The organism is Parabacteroides sp. ASF519 (genome assembly GCF_000364265.2).
Taxonomy (GTDB): Bacteria; Bacteroidota; Bacteroidia; order Bacteroidales; family Tannerellaceae; genus Parabacteroides; species Parabacteroides goldsteinii.
The window spans coordinates 3,502,146-3,520,969 of the sequence record NZ_AQFV02000006.1; the positions used below are offsets into that span (position 1 = coordinate 3,502,146).

The following is an 18,824-nucleotide window of genomic DNA, read 5'->3' on the forward strand; positions in this document are numbered from 1 at the left end:
CGCTCCTGCCTGCGTTGTTTTTGAATAGAATCATGTACATTTGTAACAAATAAAATACAAGGTATATGAATAAGATTCTGATAAAAAACGCTCGCATTGTGAATGAAGGCCGTATGTTTAAAGGCTCGGTCCTTATTGATGGAGATAAAATAGCAGAGGTGTTCGAGGAAGTTGTTCCCGAAACTGCCTCTAATGTACAAGTTATCGATGCTGAAGGAAAGCTCCTGTTACCGGGAGCAATCGACGATCAGGTACATTTCCGTGAACCGGGCCTGACACATAAAGGAGACATCGCTAGTGAAAGCCGTGCGGCCGTAGCTGGCGGTGTCACCTCTTTTATGGATATGCCGAATACTAAGCCTCAGACTACCACGATAGCCGATCTGGAATGGAAGTTGCAGCGCGGAGCGGAAACATCTGCCGCCAACTACTCTTTCTTCTTCGGCGGAACGAATGATAATATGGACGAGATCCGTAAGCTGGACCGTAGCCGTGTGCCGGGGTTGAAGCTGTTCCTCGGTTCTTCCACAGGCAACATGCTGGTGGATAAGAAGGAGAGCCTGGAACGTATCTTCGGTGAAGCGGATATGTTGATCGCCATCCATGCGGAAAAGGAAGAAGTGATCAAACGTAATATCGCTTATTATACAGGCAAGTACGGCGAAGATCTCGACATCTCTTTCCATAGCAAAATCAGAAGCGAGGAAGCATGTTATGCCTCTTCATCCGAAGCTGTCGAACTGGCTACCCGCCTGAATTCACGTTTGCATATCCTGCATTTGTCTACTGCCAAAGAACTGACATTGCTGAGTAATGAGATTCCTTTGAGCGAGAAGAAGATTACCGGCGAGGTGTGTGTGCATCACCTTTGGTTCCATGACGGCGATTACGCTAAGTTCGGTAACCGAATCAAATGGAATCCGTCTATCAAGACGTTGGAAGACCGTGTCGCTTTGCGCAATGCCGTTAATGATAATACAATAGATATCGTAGCGACCGACCATGCTCCGCATTTGTTATCGGAGAAAGAGGGCAGTTGTTTGAAAGCGGCTTCGGGCGGTCCGTTGATTCAGCATTCGCTGGTTGCCATGCTGGAGATGGTGGCAGAGGGTTGCTTCACGTATGAAAAAGTGGTGGAAAAGATGGCGCATATGCCGGCAGACCTGTTCCATATCGACCGGCGCGGTTATATCCGTCCGGGTTATTATGCCGACCTGGTCCTTGTCGATCCGGAGAAGAACTGGACGGTGGCTCCCGAAAATATAGTATATAAATGCGGATGGGCACCTTTTGAAGGGACTACCTTTCATCATAGTGTCAGCCAGACTTTTGTCAACGGACAGTTGGTGTATGACAATGGCGTCATAAACGACGAAGTCCGGGGGATGGAAGTGAAATACAACTAAAATACAAACCTGTATGTATAATGTATCCCTTCTCGCTTTTACCAACTAGCCTACCACACTTTGGTAGGCTCGCTTCCAAGGCGTAGTAGTGTGGCTTCCAATCCGTGGAAGAGATGCTACCACGCCGTGGTAATCAGGTAAAGATAAAATCGTAGAGGTCGCGATACTCGTCGAAGCGTAACTCGTCTGTATAGCCGTGCCGGCGGAAGAGGTTGATGATCCATTCCTGTTGCTCGGGTGTGAGAAGGCGTTCGCCGTTGTGGTAGCGGTAGTAGGTGGTGTTTCCACCCAAATACGTCTTGATACGGTCGCGCAGAGGCGTATCGTCTTTCTTCTTCACCTCGGCAAAGAGGGCACGGAAACCGTAGGCGGCGTGGATAATACGTGTCTGCTTATAGCACACGCAGGTCGCGCCTTGACGGGCTGTGGGATAGACGGCAGGCCCTGTCACCCAGCCTTCGGGGAGGTGCTTTCCTGCGAGAAAACGAGCGCAACTGTCCGACTTCGGGCAGTCGCTTTGGAAGCAACGGCAGTAGGAGGGAGGAATTTGTTCGGGGGTCAATAGGATGTTTGTCTCCATTGTATTCATATTATTCGTTTCCTGTTTCAGTGAGTAAATAGCTTCTTGATGTTTTCTGTCCAACCGTCAACAACCGTATTAATGTGCTCTTTCCCTGAACTCGGAGGGCGTTACGCCCTCTTTCTTTTTAAAGAAAGTCGAGAACTGGCCGGCATTTTCAAACTTCAGGCTGTAAGCAATCTCCGATATGTTCAGGTTACTTCCTGTCAGGAGTTCTTTTGCCCTCAATAGTTTTTGTTGTAACTGGTATTGAGCAGGAGACACGCCGGTATATTCTTTGAACATACGGCGGAACCAAGAGTATCCCAGTCCCAGTTGCGAGGCGATCTCTTCCGGTGACACGGGGTTTTCTACCTGCTCTTTCATCAGAATACGGGCCTCGTTGATTTTGTCTACTACATATGTATTAGTAAAAGCGCCATTCTTTTTCTTATAATAAACAGTACCCATTATATGAAGGACGATACTGGATATCATCTGCTGGTATCCGGATTTTTCCTGCATGGCAAACTTTAGTATATCTTCATATAATCCTACGATAGTAGCACTTAAACCGATTCTATGAAGCGGCTCTTCTTTCGTGAAGAAACGTTTTTCCACTCGTTTGTCGATATGTATTCCACGGAATCCTACCCAATATTCATCCCATCCGGTCTCTTTGTCCGGATAGTAGCTGTGCCATTCTCCCGGAAAAAGCAGGATCATGGTGCCGGCTTCTATCTTTTGCTGTTTGCAGGATTGGGAAGAGAAGTAGCCGCTTCCTTTCGTTATATAGACAAGCTGGTATTCCTTCAAGATGCGTCCTGTCTGCGGTTTGAAATTATAACTGTCCGGATGACCGGATAACGGATATTGACTTTGGGGTGGAATGAATTGGTATCCGATCGTGGTGACCGTAATCCCCCAGTCTTCATCAGACGCTCCGATTGTCAGGTAGCGTATTTGATTATTTGCGTGTTTATTCATGTCAGAATTGAAAGGTTTAAAATCATTTTCGTAAGCAAAGATAGTAAATAACCTTTTACTTTTGCTTCTGTAAAACAAATAACTTTGTTGCAGGCATGAAGAAACATAACTTTTTAGCATTTGACATAGGAGCTACAAGCGGGAGAGCCGTTTTGGTGTCATTAATGAATGGCAAATTTGAAATGCGGGAACTTCACCGCTTCCCTAATAACCTGTTGGAATTGCATGGGAAATATTATTGGAACATATATAATCTGTATGAGGAACTGAAGAAAAGTCTTTCCCTTTGTGCCCGGGAAGATATCCCGGTCGATTCGATCGGGATCGATACCTGGGGAGTCGATTTCGGTTATCTGGCTTCGGATGGTTCTTTACTGGGGTTGCCCAGGGCGTACCGTGATCCGTATACGGAAGGTGCATTGGAGGAATATTTCCGCCTGGTGCCGCGTGAGGAAGTCTACCGGCTGACCGGTATCCAGTTTATGAACTTTAATAGTCTCTTTCAGTTGTTCCGTGCCCGGAAGGAAGATTTTGCACCTTTGAGAAATGCTGAAGAAATACTTTTCATTCCTGACTTATTGTCTTATCTGTTAACGGGCAAGAAGGTGTGTGAATATACGGATGCTTCCACATCCCAGTTGCTTAATCCTGTTACGAAACAATTTGAACCATCCTTGCTGGAAGCGGCAGGAGTTTCGCCGTCTATCGTGCGGCAGGTGGTGATGCCGGGAACGCTTGTCGGGGAACTGACGGATGCTCTGGCGGAGGAAACCGGCATTGGCAAGATACCTGTTATTGCTGTAGCGGGGCATGATACGGCTTCTGCCGTAGCTGCTGTTCCGGCCAGGGATGAGCATTTTGCTTATCTGAGTAGCGGGACCTGGAGCTTGATGGGGATTGAAACGGAAGAACCGATCATAACGGAAGAATCCTATAAGAATAACTTTACAAACGAAGGCGGTATCGAGGGAACAACCCGCTTCCTGAAAAATATTACCGGCATGTGGTTATTGGAACAATGCCGGAAAGAGTGGGAGAAGGCCGGGCGTGCTTATGCTTATTCTGAAATCGTGGAGCTGGCCGGGCAGGCTGTTCCCTTTGTACGTTTCGTAGATCCGGACGATCCCCGTTTTGCTAATCCGACGTGTATGACAAAGGCTATTGCCGGTTATTGTGAGGAAACAGGGCAGCCTGTTCCTGAAACGGATGCCGATTTTATCCGTTGCATCTTCGAGAGCCTTGCACTTCGTTATAATGAGGTGATCCGGATGTTGAAGGGAATGGCGCCTTTCCGGATCGATCGGTTGCATGTGATCGGCGGAGGTTCGAAAAATAACCTGCTGAATCAGTTTACGGCGAATGCGATCGGCATGCTGGTGATTGCCGGCCCTTCGGAAGCAACGGCGATCGGGAACGGTATGGTACAGGCACGGTCTGCCGGTATCGTCTCCACCCGTTGGGAAATGCGGCAGTTGATAGCTGATTCTATTCAGACCGAAACATTCCTGCCGCAGGATGAGACTGTTTGGAAAGATGTTTACGACCGGTATTTACAGGTTGTAAAACGATAATAATTAAGATAAATAAAGACCAGTGTGATAGTAAAAGTCAGCTTGTTCCCGCGCTTGACGCGGGATCGCATGAGAACCGGTCATATGAATATCGAATCGATCAGGCCTGTTTTTATGCGTCCCCGCATCGGGTGCGGGGACAAGGGCTTTTATATATTTGGAGTATAATAAAGTATTAACAATATCAATAATTAAAAAGCATACCATGAATACTGAAAAGAAAGTAAAAGAAGCATTTGATTTGGCAGCCGAACGTTTTGCTGCTGTAAACGTTGATGTAAACAGTGCACTTGAAAAGTTGCAGAAAATCAGTCTTTCACTCCATTGCTGGCAGGCAGATGACGTGACGGGATTCGAGAATCCGGACGGCTCGCTTTCGGGCGGCATACAGGTGACCGGTAATTATCCGGGCAAAGCGCGTAATATAGATGAAGTTCGCGCCGATATCCTGACGGCAAACTCTTTTATCCCGGGAACTCATCGTTTGAACCTGCATGAAATCTATGGCGATTTCGGAGGAAAGAAAGTGGATCGCGATGAAGTGGAACCTGCCCATTTCCAGAGTTGGATGGAGTGGGGGAAAGAGAACAATATGAAACTCGATTTCAACTCCACTTCTTTCTCACATCCTAAAAGCGGAAACCTGACGTTGGCTAATCCGGATGATTCGATCCGTAACTTCTGGATCGAACATACGAAACGCTGCCGTGCGATCAGTGAGGCGATGGGTGTTTACCAGAACGATCCCTGTATGATGAACCTCTGGATACATGATGGTTCCAAGGAAGTGCCGGCAAGCCGCATCAAATACCGCCAGTTGCTGAAAGATTCGCTGGACGAAATCTTTGCAACGGAGTATAAGAACATGAAGGATTGCATCGAAGCTAAATTGTTCGGTATCGGACTGGAAAGCTATACGGTCGGTTCTTACGATTTCTATCTGGGATATGGAGCTAAGAATAACAAAATCGTAACGTTGGATACCGGACATTTCCATCTGACGGAAAGCATTGCCGATAAGATCTCTTCCATGCTGTTGTTCACTCCTGAGATCATGCTTCATGTGAGCCGTCCGATCCGTTGGGACAGCGACCATGTGGTTGTATTGAGCGATGACCTGCTGGACCTTTCCCGTGAGATCATCCGTTGTAATGCATTGGACCGTGTACATATCGGACTGGATTATTTTGATGCTACGATCAACCGCATAGGAGCTTATGTGATCGGTTGCCGTGCCACACTGAAAGCATTCCTGCAAGCCTTGCTTGAACCGTCTGCTACTTTGCAGCAATATGAATCGGAAGATAAACTGTTCCAGCGCCTGGCATTGCAGGAAGAATTGAAAAGCCTTCCGTGGACTGCCGTATGGGATATGTACTGTTTGAAAAATAATGTTCCTGTAGGGGAAGATTACATTGCAGAAATAGAAAAATATGAAGCGGAAGTAACAAGCAAGCGCAGATGAATATACTGATAGGCTTACTGATTATCGCCATCGGCAGTCTGGGGCAAAGCAGTTCCTACGTGCCGATCAATAAGGTGAAAAACTGGAGTTGGGAGAGCTTCTGGCTGATCCAGGGTATTTTTGCCTGGCTCGTTTTCCCTTATCTGGGCGCACAACTCGCTATTCCAGAAGGAAATAGCCTGACTGAACTCTGGAGTGCCGGTGGAAGTACCGGCGCTGTAATCTACGGAATGCTGTGGGGCGTGGGAGGTCTGACATTCGGTCTTAGCATGCGTTATCTGGGAATAGCCCTGGGGCAGAGTATCGCTCTTGGTACCTGTGCCGGATTCGGTACGCTTTTTCCGGCAGTATTCGGGGGGACGGATTTATTTCATGGCGACGGACTGATCCTTTTGCTGGGTGTTTGCGTAACGTTGGCTGGTATCGCAGTGATCGGTTATGCCGGTAGTCTGCGTGCCCGCAACATGACGGAAGAGGAAAAGAAAGCGGCTGTGAAAGACTTTGCCCTGACGAAAGGTTTGCTGGTTGCATTGTTGGCGGGTGTGATGAGTGCCTGTTTTAATCTGGGCCTTGAATCCGGAACTCCGATACTGGAAAAAGCGAAAGCCTCTGGTGCAAGCGATTTGTTTGCTTTGAATCCGGTGATCCTGTTGGTAACAATGGGTGGCTTCCTGACGAATGCAGCCTATTGTATCTTCCAGAATATAAAAAATAAAACAGGGAAAGATTATTTCTCCGTTCCGGGTAAGATATTATTGAATAATGTTTTATTTTGTGCGCTGGCAGGAGTTCTTTGGTATTCACAGTTCTTCGGATTGGGCATGGGAAAGAGTTATTTTTCTGACTCTCCGGTAATGCTTGCCTTTTCATGGAGTATCCTGATGTCGCTGAATGTCATATTCAGTAATGTTTGGGGAATCATATTGAATGAATGGAAAGGTGTTAGCAGGAAAACGATTATCGTATTAATTACCGGTATGGGAATACTGATATTCTCTTTGCTGTTACCGAGTTTATAGATGACTTTTCGGGAATACCCGAAGCAATTAATATAGAAAAAAATGACAACAATTGGAAACAACAGCCTTTTGATGGCTGAAATTGGCCGTATCGCTGAGGTGGCTGGCTATCTCTGGACAAAAGGATGGGCCGAAAGAAATGGAGGAAATATATCTGTTAATCTAACCGGTTTACTGACACCGGAAGAAATGGAATTGCCGGCACTTGCTCCTGCTATTCAGTTGCAGGAAGCGATGACCGCCCTTGGAGGACATGTATTTTATGTGACCGGGACAGGCAAACGGATGCGGTATGTCGCACAGGACCCGTTCGCAAATGGTTCGCTGATCCGGATAGCACCGGACGGAAAAAGCTATGAGATCATTGCCGAACAACCTGTCGCCCCGACATCCGAACTGCCGTCTCACCTGATGATGCACAATTATCTCCGTTCCTTGGGACGTGATAACAAGGTCGTTTTGCATACGCATCCGACAGAACTGATCGGTATGACGCATTGTAAACCATTCCTCGATTCGCAGGTGATCACCCGGACATTATGGGGCATGATCCCCGAATGCCGTATCATCGTACCGAAAGGTGTCGGTATTGTCCCTTATGAAATACCGGGAACGATCGAACTGGCACATGCAACGATCAAACAACTGGAAAAACATGATGTTGTATTCTGGGAAAAACATGGAATCCTGGCGGTCGGTGAAGATCTGATCGAATGTTTTGACGCAATCGACACCTTGGCAAAATCTGCTCAAATCTATCTGAGTGCCCGCATGGCCGGCTATGAACCGGCAGGAATGACCGACCAGCAGTTGGATGATCTGGTTCCTGCTTTTGGGTTGTAGTTCCTGTAGCGTGTGAGGTTCAAAATTAGAAAGAAATGAGCTATCCCGTTCCCGTGTTTGATACGGGATCGCAAAGGCACAGACCGTATCCTATATGTATCTTTTGATATTGCTGGTTCTTCTGCGGCCCGTGTCAAGCACGGGGACAAGATAGCTCATATCTGATAATAACTAAACCTGTCCATAGAAGCAAATTGATTCATTATTGATAATACCATGAAAAAGATACTTATACTTCTTACTCTTTTATGTTCCCTGCCGGTACTGGCCCAGCAACGCGACAGCCGGGTACGCGAATATCTTTCCCCGACGCGTATTGTCTGGCAACAACATAGCGAATTGATAAAAGATGGTGATAAACTGCTCCTGCCGGGTAACGGACAGGCAGAATTAACAGATCGTGCCCTTTGTAAGATGACCAGTACGTCAGAAGAGCATCCGGCCCTTTTGTTTGATTTCGGGAAAGAACTTCAGGGAGGGATTCAGATTGTGACCGGTGCTTTTTCCAATAAAAGCCCTATAAAGATGCGTGTCCGTTTCGGAGAATCCGTCAGTGAAGCCATGTGTGAAATTGATGGGAAGAACGGGGCCAGTAATGACCATGCAATACGTGATTTTGTTGTCACATTGCCCTGGTTGGGTGTGCTGGAAGTCGGTAATTCAGGTTTCCGTTTTGCCCGTATAGACCTGATGAGCGATTCTACGGAAGTTTCCTTGAAAGAAATCCGTGCTATTTCTACATTCCGTGATATCCCGTACAAAGGTTCTTTCCGAAGTAGTGACGAACGGCTGAATAAAATCTGGCAGACCGGTGCGTATACGGTTCATTTGAATATGCAGGAATATCTTTGGGATGGTATTAAGCGTGACCGTCTGGTCTGGTTGGGTGATATGCATCCGGAAGTGATGACCGTAAATACTGTTTTCGGTTATAACGAAGTCGTCCCAAAGAGCCTTGACCTGATCCGCGATGTAACGCCTCTTCCCGCTTGGATGAATGGTATCAGCGCCTATTCGATCTGGTGGTTGCTGATCCAGCGTGACTGGTATTATCACCATGGAGATGTGGCTTACCTGAAAGAGCAGCAAACTTATATGAGCGACCTTCTGCGCCTCCTGATTTCTAAAGTGGATGCAGACGGACGTGAGAAACTGGATGGATGGCGTTTCATGGACTGGCCGTCAAGTGAGAATCAGGTGGCGATCGATGCCGGTCTGCAATCGCTGGTTCTGATGGCTATGAGGGCAGGCGATGAATTATGTACAACACTTGGTGACGATGTGTTGGCATCCCAATGTCGTGAAACGGCGAAGAAAATGGAAAAGGCGGCTCCGAAGGTGATCAAGCCTTTGTTGAAATCTAAAATAGCACCGGATGCTCCGGGCTCAAAACAGGGTGCGGCTTTATTGGCCCTGGCTGGTTTGATGAAACCGGAAGAGGCAAACAGTAAATATCTGTCAGTAGGTGGGGCACGTGGATTCTCTACTTTCTACGGATATTATATGTTGCGTGCAATGGCTGCTGCCGGGAATTATCAGGGAGCGATCGATGTGATTCGTCAGTATTGGGGAGCGATGATCGACCTGGGTGCTACTACGTTCTGGGAAGATTTCAATATGGACTGGCTTCCGAATGCCGCACGTATCGACGAACTTGTGCCTGAAGGGAAAAAGGATATTCACGGTGATTATGGTGATTATTGCTATAAAGGTTTCCGTCATAGTTTGTGTCATGGCTGGGCTTCCGGTCCGACATCATGGCTGAGTGAATATGTATTGGGTGTTCAGGTGGTGGAACCGGGATGCCGCGCAGTCCGTATCACCCCGCATCTGGGCGATTTAAAATGGGTGGAAGGAACTTTCCCGACTCCGCAGGGTGTAATAACGATCCGTCACGAAAAAGGAGCGGACGGTAAAGTGAAAAGCGAAGTAAAGGCTCCGGACGGTGTGAAAGTCTATCTGGAGAATTAAATAAAATTGATAACCTGTAAAAGCGATCGTATTATGAAAAAGTATCTCTTATTGTGTGTATGCGCCGGATTTTTGGCCTCGGCAGAAGCTAAAACGAAAACGGACTGGAAAGCAAACTGGATAAATACGGAACAATGCCAGAGTGCGAGCAATACCTGGCTGGCCTATCGTAAAACGGTAACTTTGGCTGAAGTTCCTCGGACACTGACCGCACATATTGCAGCCGACAGTAAATATTGGTTATGGATCAACGGCCGGATGGTGGTGTTTGAAGGAGGCTTGAAACGCGGTCCTTCTCCTTATGATACTTACTACGATTCGGTAGAGATTGCTCCTTACCTTACGTCGGGGGAAAATACGATCGCTGTTTTGGTGTGGCATTTTGGTAAGAACGGATTCAGTCATGTGAACAGTGGACTGGCAGCCTTGTTATTTGAGGCGATTGCTCCCGGCATAGAGATTGTATCCGATAAAAGCTGGAGTTGTAGGGTATATGATGCTTATCAGAATACCGGTGCTCCTTATCCGAACTATCGCCTGTCGGAAAGCAATATCCGTTTCGATGCCCGCAGAACATTGGAAGGATGGAACCTACCTGGTTATAAGAATGCGTTTCCTGGTGCCGAGATCGCTTCAGTGGTTGGTAAAGCGCCTTTGGGAAACCTGGTTGAACGTCCTATTCCGCTCTTTAAGGATTTTGGTTTAAAGGAGTATCCGGGTGTTCGCCGGTCGGAGAGAGGCGATACCCTGTTCTGCCGTTTACCTTACAACTGCCAGTTTACACCCTATCTGAAAGTGGAGTCGGCGGAAGGTGCGACAATCCATATGCAGACGGATAATTATCGGGGTGGAGGACCAGAAAATATCCGTGCCGAATATGTCACCCGCAACGGCATACAGGAGTATGAAAGTTACGGCTGGATGAGCGGTCATGAGATGTGGTATATTCTTCCCGAAGGAGTAAAAGTACTGGAAGTTAAGTATCGTGAAACCGGCTATGATACAGAGTTTGCCGGATCGTTTCAATGTAACGATTCTTTCCTGAACGAACTTTGGAAACGTTCTGCGAGAACATTATATATAACGATGCGTGACAATTATATGGATTGTCCCGAACGCGAACGTGCTCAATGGTGGGGAGACGAGGTGAACGAGTTGGGAGAGGCTTTCTATGCACTTTCTCCTTCTTCCCATAAACTGGCCGTTAAAGGCATTTATGAACTGATGAACTGGCAGCGTGCTGACGGCTCATTGTTTGCTCCTGTTCCTGCCGGTAACTGGTCGAAGGAGTTGCCTTTGCAGATGCTGGCTTCGGTGGGTTGGTATGGTTTCTATACACAGTATTATTATAGCGGAGACAGTACATTTATTCCGGTTATTTATGACCGCCTGCATCGTTATCTGCATGAAACATGGCAGGTCGATAAGAGTGGCCTGCCCATCGAACGCAGTGGTGAATGGAGTTGGGGTGACTGGGGCGAACAGATCGATATGGGGGTATTGACGAACTGCTGGTATTATCTGGCACTGAAAGCAGAAAAGGAATTTGCACTTCAACTGGGTAAGAAAGCAGATGCAGAAGAGATCACCCGTATGATGTATAGTATTGAGAAATGCTTTAATACGAAATTCTGGACCGGCACTGCATATCGTTCTCCGGGTTATCATGGCAAGGATGACGACCGTTCGCAGGCTATGGCCGTTCTATCCGGTTTGGCGACAAAAGACAAGTATCCTGCCATACTGAAGGTCTTGAAAAAAGAATATCATGCCAGTCCTTATATGGAAAAGTATGTATTGGAAGCTCTTTTTCAGATGAATGCCCCGGAGGTTGCCTTGCAGAGGATGCGTGACCGGTATGCCGGTATGTTAAGCTATAAGGATTATACAACCTTATTTGAAGGTTGGGGAGTCGGCGCTGAAGGTTTCGGAGGAGGTACGATCAACCATGCCTGGAGCGGAGGACCACTGACGCTGCTGAGTCAGAAAGTGTGTGGTATTGAACCGACATCTCCCGGTTTCCGTACATTCCGCATAAAACCTCAGATGGGGTCTTTAACGGAAGCATCGGCATCAGTACCTACCCATTACGGAGATATAAAAGTGAAATTACGCAAGTCAGGACGTACTATATTAATGGAAATACAAGTTCCGGAACAGACGAGTGCAGAGGTCGTTTCTCCGAAAGGAAAGATACAGCAGATAGGCTCCGGAACCTATAATTTAAAGTGCCCCTTTTAATCGGGGCACTTTTTGTATTAATTCTGACGAATATATTTAAGGTTTATATATTGTTTAATAATCTCACATTATCTACTTTTGCGGCGGAGAATAAATGGTTATTAATCAATGGCAAAAAGAAAAGGCAAAGCAAAATCGCGGAAAAAGAAGAATCAGGGGGCATCTTTAGTTTCTGTAATCAGGCGTATATTTGTTCTTGCGGCCTTAGTGGTTATCTGTTTTATCGGCCTGTTATATGTGTTTAACTATTTCTATCCTACTTCCGGTAAGAAGCCTGTGGCGGTGGAACAGAAGAAGCAGCCTGCTGATCCTGTAAAGGAAAAACCGGCAGATAAAAAGCCTGCCATTGTTCCTCCTCGTCCGAAAACAACTACTTTTAAAGTTCCGGCAAATGCCGAAATCCCTAAATTGAAGGCTAAACGTTCCGAACAAGTGATCCGTCACGAAGGATATACCGTATCCTACAATTCAGATTATAAGATTGCGAACTGGGTAGCTTACGAGCTGACTGCCGAAGAGGCGAAAAGCAAAAAGACGGAACGTTCTAATAAATTCGTACCGGACCCGATGGTAAAAGGTGCGACAGCAACGAATGAAGACTATACCCGTACAGGTTACGACCGTGGCCATATGGCTCCTGCCGGTGACATGAAGTGGTCGGCAAAGGCAATGCGCGAATCATTTTATTTCAGTAATATCTGTCCGCAGAAACCGGCGCTGAACCGGGGTATCTGGAAAGAACTGGAAGAGCAGAGCCGTTTATGGGCGAAAGATTACGGATCTTTGCTGATTGCTACCGGTCCTGTAATTACGGACAATATGAAACGGATGGGAAAGAATCGAGTAGGTGTTCCTGGCGCGTTTTACAAAGTGATTTGTTATGTTTCGGGAAGCGAATATAAAGCAATTGCGTTCATTCTGGAAAATAAGGATTATAAAAAGACTTCTTTGAAGTCAATGGTGATACCTGTCGATAGTGTGGAAAAAGTAACGGGAATTGATTTCTTTCCGGCTGTTCCCGATGAACAGGAAAGGGTAATGGAAGCAAAAATAGATTGGGACAGTTGGTCCTTTTGACACTAGTAGTTTGTACGAGCAATATAGAAATAAAACAAGCAAATATAAGTAGCTGCCGTTCGGTTCCGAAGGAGCGGCGCAATTAGAACAATTAGTGGAAAATGAATGTTGTATAGCTATGACTTAACGCATAGTTTTATATGACTGTATACAAGCATATATAATTAATAAGTAACTAAAATAACTAAATCAAGTTGTTATCATGAATGGTAAATTGATTCCCGTTTTTGTATTGACAGCATTGATGTCATGTAGCCAGCCTCCGGTAAAGGAACAGGGCCCTCGTCCGGTGAAGCTGGAAGAAGTGACATCTTTGGATATGGTAGAAAAATCATTTAGCGGTGTTGTATCGCCTGATCAATTTAGTGACCTGGCTTTTAAGATGTCCGGTCCACTGATCTCATTGAATGTCGAAGAAGGACAGAAAGTACGTACAGGGCAAATCGTAGCCGAAATAGACCCACAGGATTTCAAATGGGATTATGAAGCCAAAAAGGCTTCTTTCCAGACAGCACAGGCACAGCTGCAACGTGCAGAAAGACTTCTGGCTAAACAGGCAATCTCTCAACAGGAGTATGAATCGACAAAAGCTGCTTATTCCAATGCACAGGCAGCATTCGAGAACTCACAGAACACATTGGAGCAGACTAAGCTGCGTGCTCCTTTCGATGGCTTCATCCAAAAGAAATATGTAGAGAATTATCAGAAGGTACAGATGGGACAAGGTATTGTCTGCCTGATAAACCCGAACAAATTGCAGGTGCAGTTTACAATGCCTGAAACGAATATCACTTACTTCTCCACTCCCTACAGTATCTTTGTAGAGTTTGACAATTACAAAGGAACCCGCTTCAAAGCGAAAGTAAAAGAATATGTGGAAGCCTCGCCCGATGGTTCCGGCGTACCGGTATTCCTTTATATTGATGATCCCGAATTTAATCTGAACAAATATAAGGTAGCCGTAGGTTTCTCCTGTCGTGTAATCCTGAACATAGAGAGCAAGAGCTTCAATGAAGGAGCCGTGTTGATTCCGCTGTCTGCTATCGTTGCCGACGAACCGAACAGTGGTAATAAATATGTGTTCGTCTATAACCCGCAGACCTCGAAAGTAGAACGTCGTAAGATTACGGAAAAAGAACTGGTCGGCAAAGACGGTGTTGTCGTAACCGAAGGTTTGAAAGCCGGAGAACAGATCGTTACTGCCGGAGTAACCCGCCTTGTCGACGGACAACAAGTAAAAGTATTAACAGATTAAGAGGATAAGCAATGAATATTCCAAAATATTCTTTAGAGAATTCGAAGATTATATACTTCTTCCTGGCTGTTATGCTGATAGGTGGTGTATATTCTTTCTTCAAATTGCCGAAGAAGGAAGATGCTCCCTTTGTGATCAAGCAGGCTGTGCTTGTTACACAATATCCGGGTGCGACTCCTTTCGAGGTAGAAAAACTGGTCACCGAGCCAATCGAACGTGAGATCCAGTCTATGTCTGACGTGCTTCAGATCAAGTCTGAATCTTATTTCGGTATGTCTAAGATTTCGATTGAACTTCAGCCGACACTCGACCCTGACAACATGCCCGTTAAGTGGGATGAACTTCGCCGTAAGGTGGCGAATATCGAACCCCGCCTGCCGAGTGGCGCTTCTTCCATCTCAGTCAGCGATGATTTTGGAGACGTGTTTGGTATCTATTACGCTTTGAGTGCGGATGATGGTTATACCTATGATGAATTACGTGACTGGGCTCAGAAGATCAAGACGGAGCTGTCTCCCGTTCCCGGTGTTCAGAAAGTATATCTATTCGGTGAACAGACACAAGTTATTAATGTAAGGATTTCAGTTCCTAAACTGGCAAATCTTGGTATCGACCCGAACTCGATACAGCAAGTGTTGCAAACGCAAAACCTGCTGGTAAATACCGGAGATATCAATACGGGTAATTACCAGTTGCGTGTCCGGGCGGAAGGAACCTATAAGAATATCCAGGATATCCGCGACCAGTTGATCGTAACCAAAAGCGGTAGTGAAGTCCGTTTAGGAGATATTGCTATTGTGGAACGAGGGTATATGGATCCTCCTTCCAATCTGATGCGTGTGGATGGCAAACGTGCTATCGGTATCGGAGTTGCAACAGGGGCTAAAGATGACGTGGTGGCTGTCGGTAATGATGTAGCTGCCCACCTCCAGGAGATGGAACAATTGTTCCCTGTTGGAATGGACCTGAAAACGATCTATCCGGAAAACAAGATTGCAGACGAGGCAAACAATGGTTTTATCCTGAACCTGATCGAATCGTTGCTGATTGTAATTGTGGTGATCTTCCTGGTGATGGGATCACGTGCCGGTATGCTGGTGGGTAGTTCGCTGCTCTTCTCGGTGGGCGGTACTTTATTGCTTATGTTGATCTGGGGTGTCGGACTGAATCGTACTTCGCTGGCCGCCTTTATCATTGCGATGGGTATGCTGGTGGATAATGCGATAGTTGTAACCGATAATGCGCAGGTCGGTATCAAGCGGGGATTGTCCCGTTATCAGGCTCTGATCGATGGAGCGACCAAACCGCAATGGGCATTGCTGGGAGCTACCTTTATCGCTGTCTGTTCATTCCTGCCGATGTATCTGGCTCCGGCTTCAGTGGCCGAAATCGTTAAACCGTTGTTTATCGTATTGGCTGTTTCATTAGGTTTAAGTTGGGTACTGGCATTGACTCAGACAACAACTTTCGGTAACTTTATCCTGAAAGAGGCTAAACCGGGCGAGTCGAAGGATCCGTACGATACGAAACTGTATCATAAATTCGAAGGGGTGCTGGGTCGTCTGATCAAACGCAGATGGATAACTATTACTTCCGTGATTGCGACATTGTTCCTCTCCTTATTTATTATGAGTATCATGCCGCAGAGTTTCTTCCCGATCATGAACAAACCTTATTTCCGTGCCGACCTGATCTTCCCTGAAGGGTACAGTATTTACGACGTGGAGAAGAATGTTAAGTTGATCGAAGATTATCTGAGCAAGAACGAGAATATCAAGTCATATTCATTTACCCTGGGAGGTTCACCGGTTCGTTATTACCTGGCAAGTTCGTCGGTAGGTCCGAAACCTAACTTTGCCAATGTGCTGATTGAGACTAAAAAGGCGGAGGATGCACAGGCGGAAGAAGGTAAATTCTATGACTATATGGTGGCTAACTATCCTGATATCCTGACGCGTTCAGCCTTGTTCGCCTTGTCTCCGGTACCTGATGCCGCTATCGAGATCGGTTTTATCGGCGACAATGTGGATACACTGGTCGCTTTAACGGAACAAGTCAAAGAGATTGCCCGTCAGTACGACCAGGTGATGGAAGTGCGTGACAGCTGGGGGAATAAAGTACCGGTATGGAAACCGATGTACTCACAGGAAAAAGGTCTGCGCCTGGGTATTACCCGCCAGCAGGTTGCTTATTCCCTTCGTTCGGCAACGAACGGTGTACCATTGGGTGAATATCGTGAAGGCGATGTCTTCATGCCTATCCTGATGAAGGATGCCGACAGGGATTCTATGAACCTGAACGATATTAGAACATTGCCGGTTTACAGTGCCAAAGGACGTTCCGTCAAAGTTGAACAGGTTATCGACGATTTCTCTCTCGATTATGAATATAATGTAGTGAGACGTTACAACCGTCAGCCATACATGATGATGCAATGTGAACCGAAACGCGGCGCCAACACCATGGCTGCTTTCAGCCATCTTTGGACAGAAGCCCAGAAACAAATACAGGTTCCTGAAGGTTATAAGATGACTTATTTCGGAGAACAAAGCGAACAGGATAAAGGTAATAAAGCGATTGCCGCCAATATTCCGTTAATGTTCGGTCTGATCTATGTTACCCTGTTGTTCCTTTTCCCGAAATATTACCGTAAACCGGTGCTGATCATGGCTATGCTTCCGTTGATCTTCATCGGTGTGGTACTGGGATTACTGGTATTCGGCAAGTCGCTCGACTTCTTTGCGATGCTGGGATTATTGGGACTGATCGGTATGAATATAAAGAATGCGATTGTGCTTGTCGATGAGATAGGTTTGCAAATGGATAGCGGACTGGCTCCTGTCAATGCCGTTATCGAGGCGACCAAGACACGTATCGTTCCTGTAACGATGGCCTCGGGTACAACGATTCTGGGTATGCTTCCGTTGCTGGGAGACGCGATGTTTGCAGGTATGGCCGCAACGATCATGGGAGGTTTGTTTGTCTCAACCATCCTGACCATCTTCGTGCTTCCGGTTACCTATTGTATTTTCTTTAAGATTAAATCGGAATAAGATATGAAAAGTAAACTGATAATAGGTTGTATGTTACTGGGTGCCCTGTCTGCGAAAGCACAGGTGCAGCCCATTACGGCAGCCGAATACAAAGAAAAAGTACTTGAATACAGCCGTCAGATCAAGCAAAGTTCGGAAGAACGGATTGCAATGCAGCATGCTATCAAAGCTGCTAAAACAGCATTCTTCCCAGCTGTGGATTTCTCCGGAAGTTATCAATACCGTATAAATAAATACGAATTGGGAATGGGAGATGGCATACCCGGTATCGAAATGGACCATAATACGTATAGTCTTGGTGCCACAGTAAGCCAGCCTATTTACGCCGGCGGACAAATTTACAACAATTATAAGGCTGCCGAAATCCAGGGTCAGATCGCTACTGAGGCCGAAGAGCTGACGACCGATAACATCGTTTATGCTGCCGACATGAACTATTGGTCTGTAGCCGCCCGTAAAGGCATGTACGCTGTAATGACACAGTATGTCGATATTGTACAGGAACTGGCAAACGTGCTGACTCTCCGTTTTCAGGACGGACAGATCAGCAAGACTGACCTGTTGCAGGTACAGGCCCGTTTAAAGGAAGCCGAGTTGAATAAAAGTGCCGCTTATAAGGATTATCAGATTGCATTGCAGAATCTGAATGTCCTGATGGGCGTCCCTCCAATGGAGCCGATAACGATTACAGACTCTATTACGATGGTTTTGCCATTGCCTATGCAGGTCGGTGAATCGGCAGCATTGGAAAACCGGCCGGACTACCTGATCTCCAAACTGAACATCGAGTATCAGAAAAGACAGATCAACCTATCAAAAGCAAAATATAATCCGACCCTGTCTGTCGGTTTTCAAGGCACATGGGGAACTCCTATGTTAAACGTAAAAGGCTCCGATAACTTATGGACACCGGCTGTCTTTGCCTCTTTAAAGATTCCTTTGTTCCGTTGGGGTGCCCGTTTCAAGGAAGTAAATTCCCAAAAAGCCGTGCTGCGCAGTAAAGAGTATGCAATGGATAATACCCGCGACCAGATCACTCAGGAAGTGGCTAATGCATGGACAAGCCTGACAGAGAATACTAAACAGATCGATGTCGCTGAAGAGGCTTGTAAGATAGCAGAAGAGAACCTGGATCTGAATACATTCAGTTACAACGAAGGTAAGCTACCCATCGTCGATGTCCTTTCTGCCCAGTTGTCATGGATACAGTCTTATAGCAGCCTGATCCAGACCTGGTACCAGCAAAAAGCATCATTGGCCCAGTATAATAAGGCTATTGGTATCCGACGGATGCAGTGACCTCTGGAAAATACATACTAAGTAAAATCTGTTTCTCCCTAGTGGAACACTTGTTTCATTAGGGAGAAACATTTGTTT

General features: G+C 46.3%; 13 protein-coding genes. 11 read left to right on the forward strand and 2 right to left on the reverse strand.

The genetic code is table 11. From position 1 onward, the window contains the following. Positions 1–65 precede the first annotated feature (65 nt). On the forward strand, positions 66–1,406 hold the full coding sequence (locus C825_RS13725; RefSeq protein ID WP_010802879.1) for a dihydroorotase: 1,341 nt from the start codon (positions 66–68) through the stop codon (positions 1,404–1,406). Between the two features lie 133 nt (positions 1,407–1,539). Here the strand turns inward: C825_RS13725 and C825_RS13730 are convergent, their stop codons facing one another. Together C825_RS13730 and C825_RS13735 are read right to left on the reverse strand one after the other, a co-directional pair. Next, positions 1,540–1,995: a DUF6078 family protein gene (locus C825_RS13730; RefSeq protein WP_044214578.1), complete on the reverse strand. Its 456-nt coding sequence runs from the start codon at positions 1,993–1,995 to the stop codon at positions 1,540–1,542. 69 nt (positions 1,996–2,064) lie between these two features. Continuing rightward, complete coding sequence (locus C825_RS13735) at positions 2,065–2,952, reverse strand: AraC family transcriptional regulator (RefSeq protein ID WP_007656161.1); 888 nt, start codon at positions 2,950–2,952, stop codon at positions 2,065–2,067. Positions 2,953–3,047: 95 nt separating this feature from the next. Here C825_RS13735 and C825_RS13740 point away from each other — a divergent pair, with 95 nt between their 5' ends. From C825_RS13740 to C825_RS13785, 10 genes are all read left to right on the forward strand, one after another. Further along, entirely contained in the window at positions 3,048–4,523 is a 1,476-nt protein-coding gene (locus tag C825_RS13740; protein ID WP_010802880.1) for a rhamnulokinase, read from the forward strand. A gap of 205 nt (positions 4,524–4,728) precedes the next feature. Further along, positions 4,729–5,988 (forward strand): L-rhamnose isomerase, encoded by a 1,260-nt coding sequence (locus C825_RS13745; RefSeq protein ID WP_010802881.1) that lies wholly within the window; start codon positions 4,729–4,731, stop codon positions 5,986–5,988. Then, on the forward strand, positions 5,985–7,007 hold the full coding sequence (rhaT, locus tag C825_RS13750) for an L-rhamnose/proton symporter RhaT (protein WP_007656164.1): 1,023 nt from the start codon (positions 5,985–5,987) through the stop codon (positions 7,005–7,007). Before C825_RS13745 ends, rhaT begins: the two co-directional genes overlap by 4 nt. 42 nt (positions 7,008–7,049) lie before the next feature. Continuing rightward, a complete protein-coding gene (gene rhaD / locus C825_RS13755; protein ID WP_007656165.1) occupies positions 7,050–7,850 on the forward strand; it encodes a rhamnulose-1-phosphate aldolase in 801 nt (266 codons plus the stop codon). A 216-nt stretch (positions 7,851–8,066) separates the two neighbouring features. Then, the gene (locus tag C825_RS13760; RefSeq protein WP_010802882.1) at positions 8,067–9,821 is read left to right on the forward strand and encodes an alpha-L-rhamnosidase-related protein; all 1,755 of its coding nucleotides are present in this window, start codon (positions 8,067–8,069) and stop codon (positions 9,819–9,821) included. 33 nt (positions 9,822–9,854) lie between these two features. Next, positions 9,855–12,062: an alpha-L-rhamnosidase-related protein gene (locus C825_RS13765; protein ID WP_010802883.1), complete on the forward strand. Its 2,208-nt coding sequence runs from the start codon at positions 9,855–9,857 to the stop codon at positions 12,060–12,062. A gap of 108 nt (positions 12,063–12,170) precedes the next feature. Beyond that, positions 12,171–13,139 carry a DNA/RNA non-specific endonuclease gene (locus tag C825_RS13770; RefSeq protein WP_010802884.1) on the forward strand — a complete coding sequence of 323 codons (969 nt, stop codon included), beginning with the start codon at positions 12,171–12,173 and terminating at the stop codon, positions 13,137–13,139. A gap of 202 nt (positions 13,140–13,341) precedes the next feature. After that, positions 13,342–14,394: an efflux RND transporter periplasmic adaptor subunit gene (locus C825_RS13775; RefSeq protein ID WP_010802885.1), complete on the forward strand. Its 1,053-nt coding sequence runs from the start codon at positions 13,342–13,344 to the stop codon at positions 14,392–14,394. Between the two features lie 11 nt (positions 14,395–14,405). Beyond that, complete coding sequence (locus tag C825_RS13780; RefSeq protein WP_007656174.1) at positions 14,406–17,447, forward strand: efflux RND transporter permease subunit; 3,042 nt, start codon at positions 14,406–14,408, stop codon at positions 17,445–17,447. A 3-nt stretch (positions 17,448–17,450) separates the two neighbouring features. Then, positions 17,451–18,746: a TolC family protein gene (locus C825_RS13785; protein WP_007656176.1), complete on the forward strand. Its 1,296-nt coding sequence runs from the start codon at positions 17,451–17,453 to the stop codon at positions 18,744–18,746. Positions 18,747–18,824 lie beyond the last annotated feature (78 nt).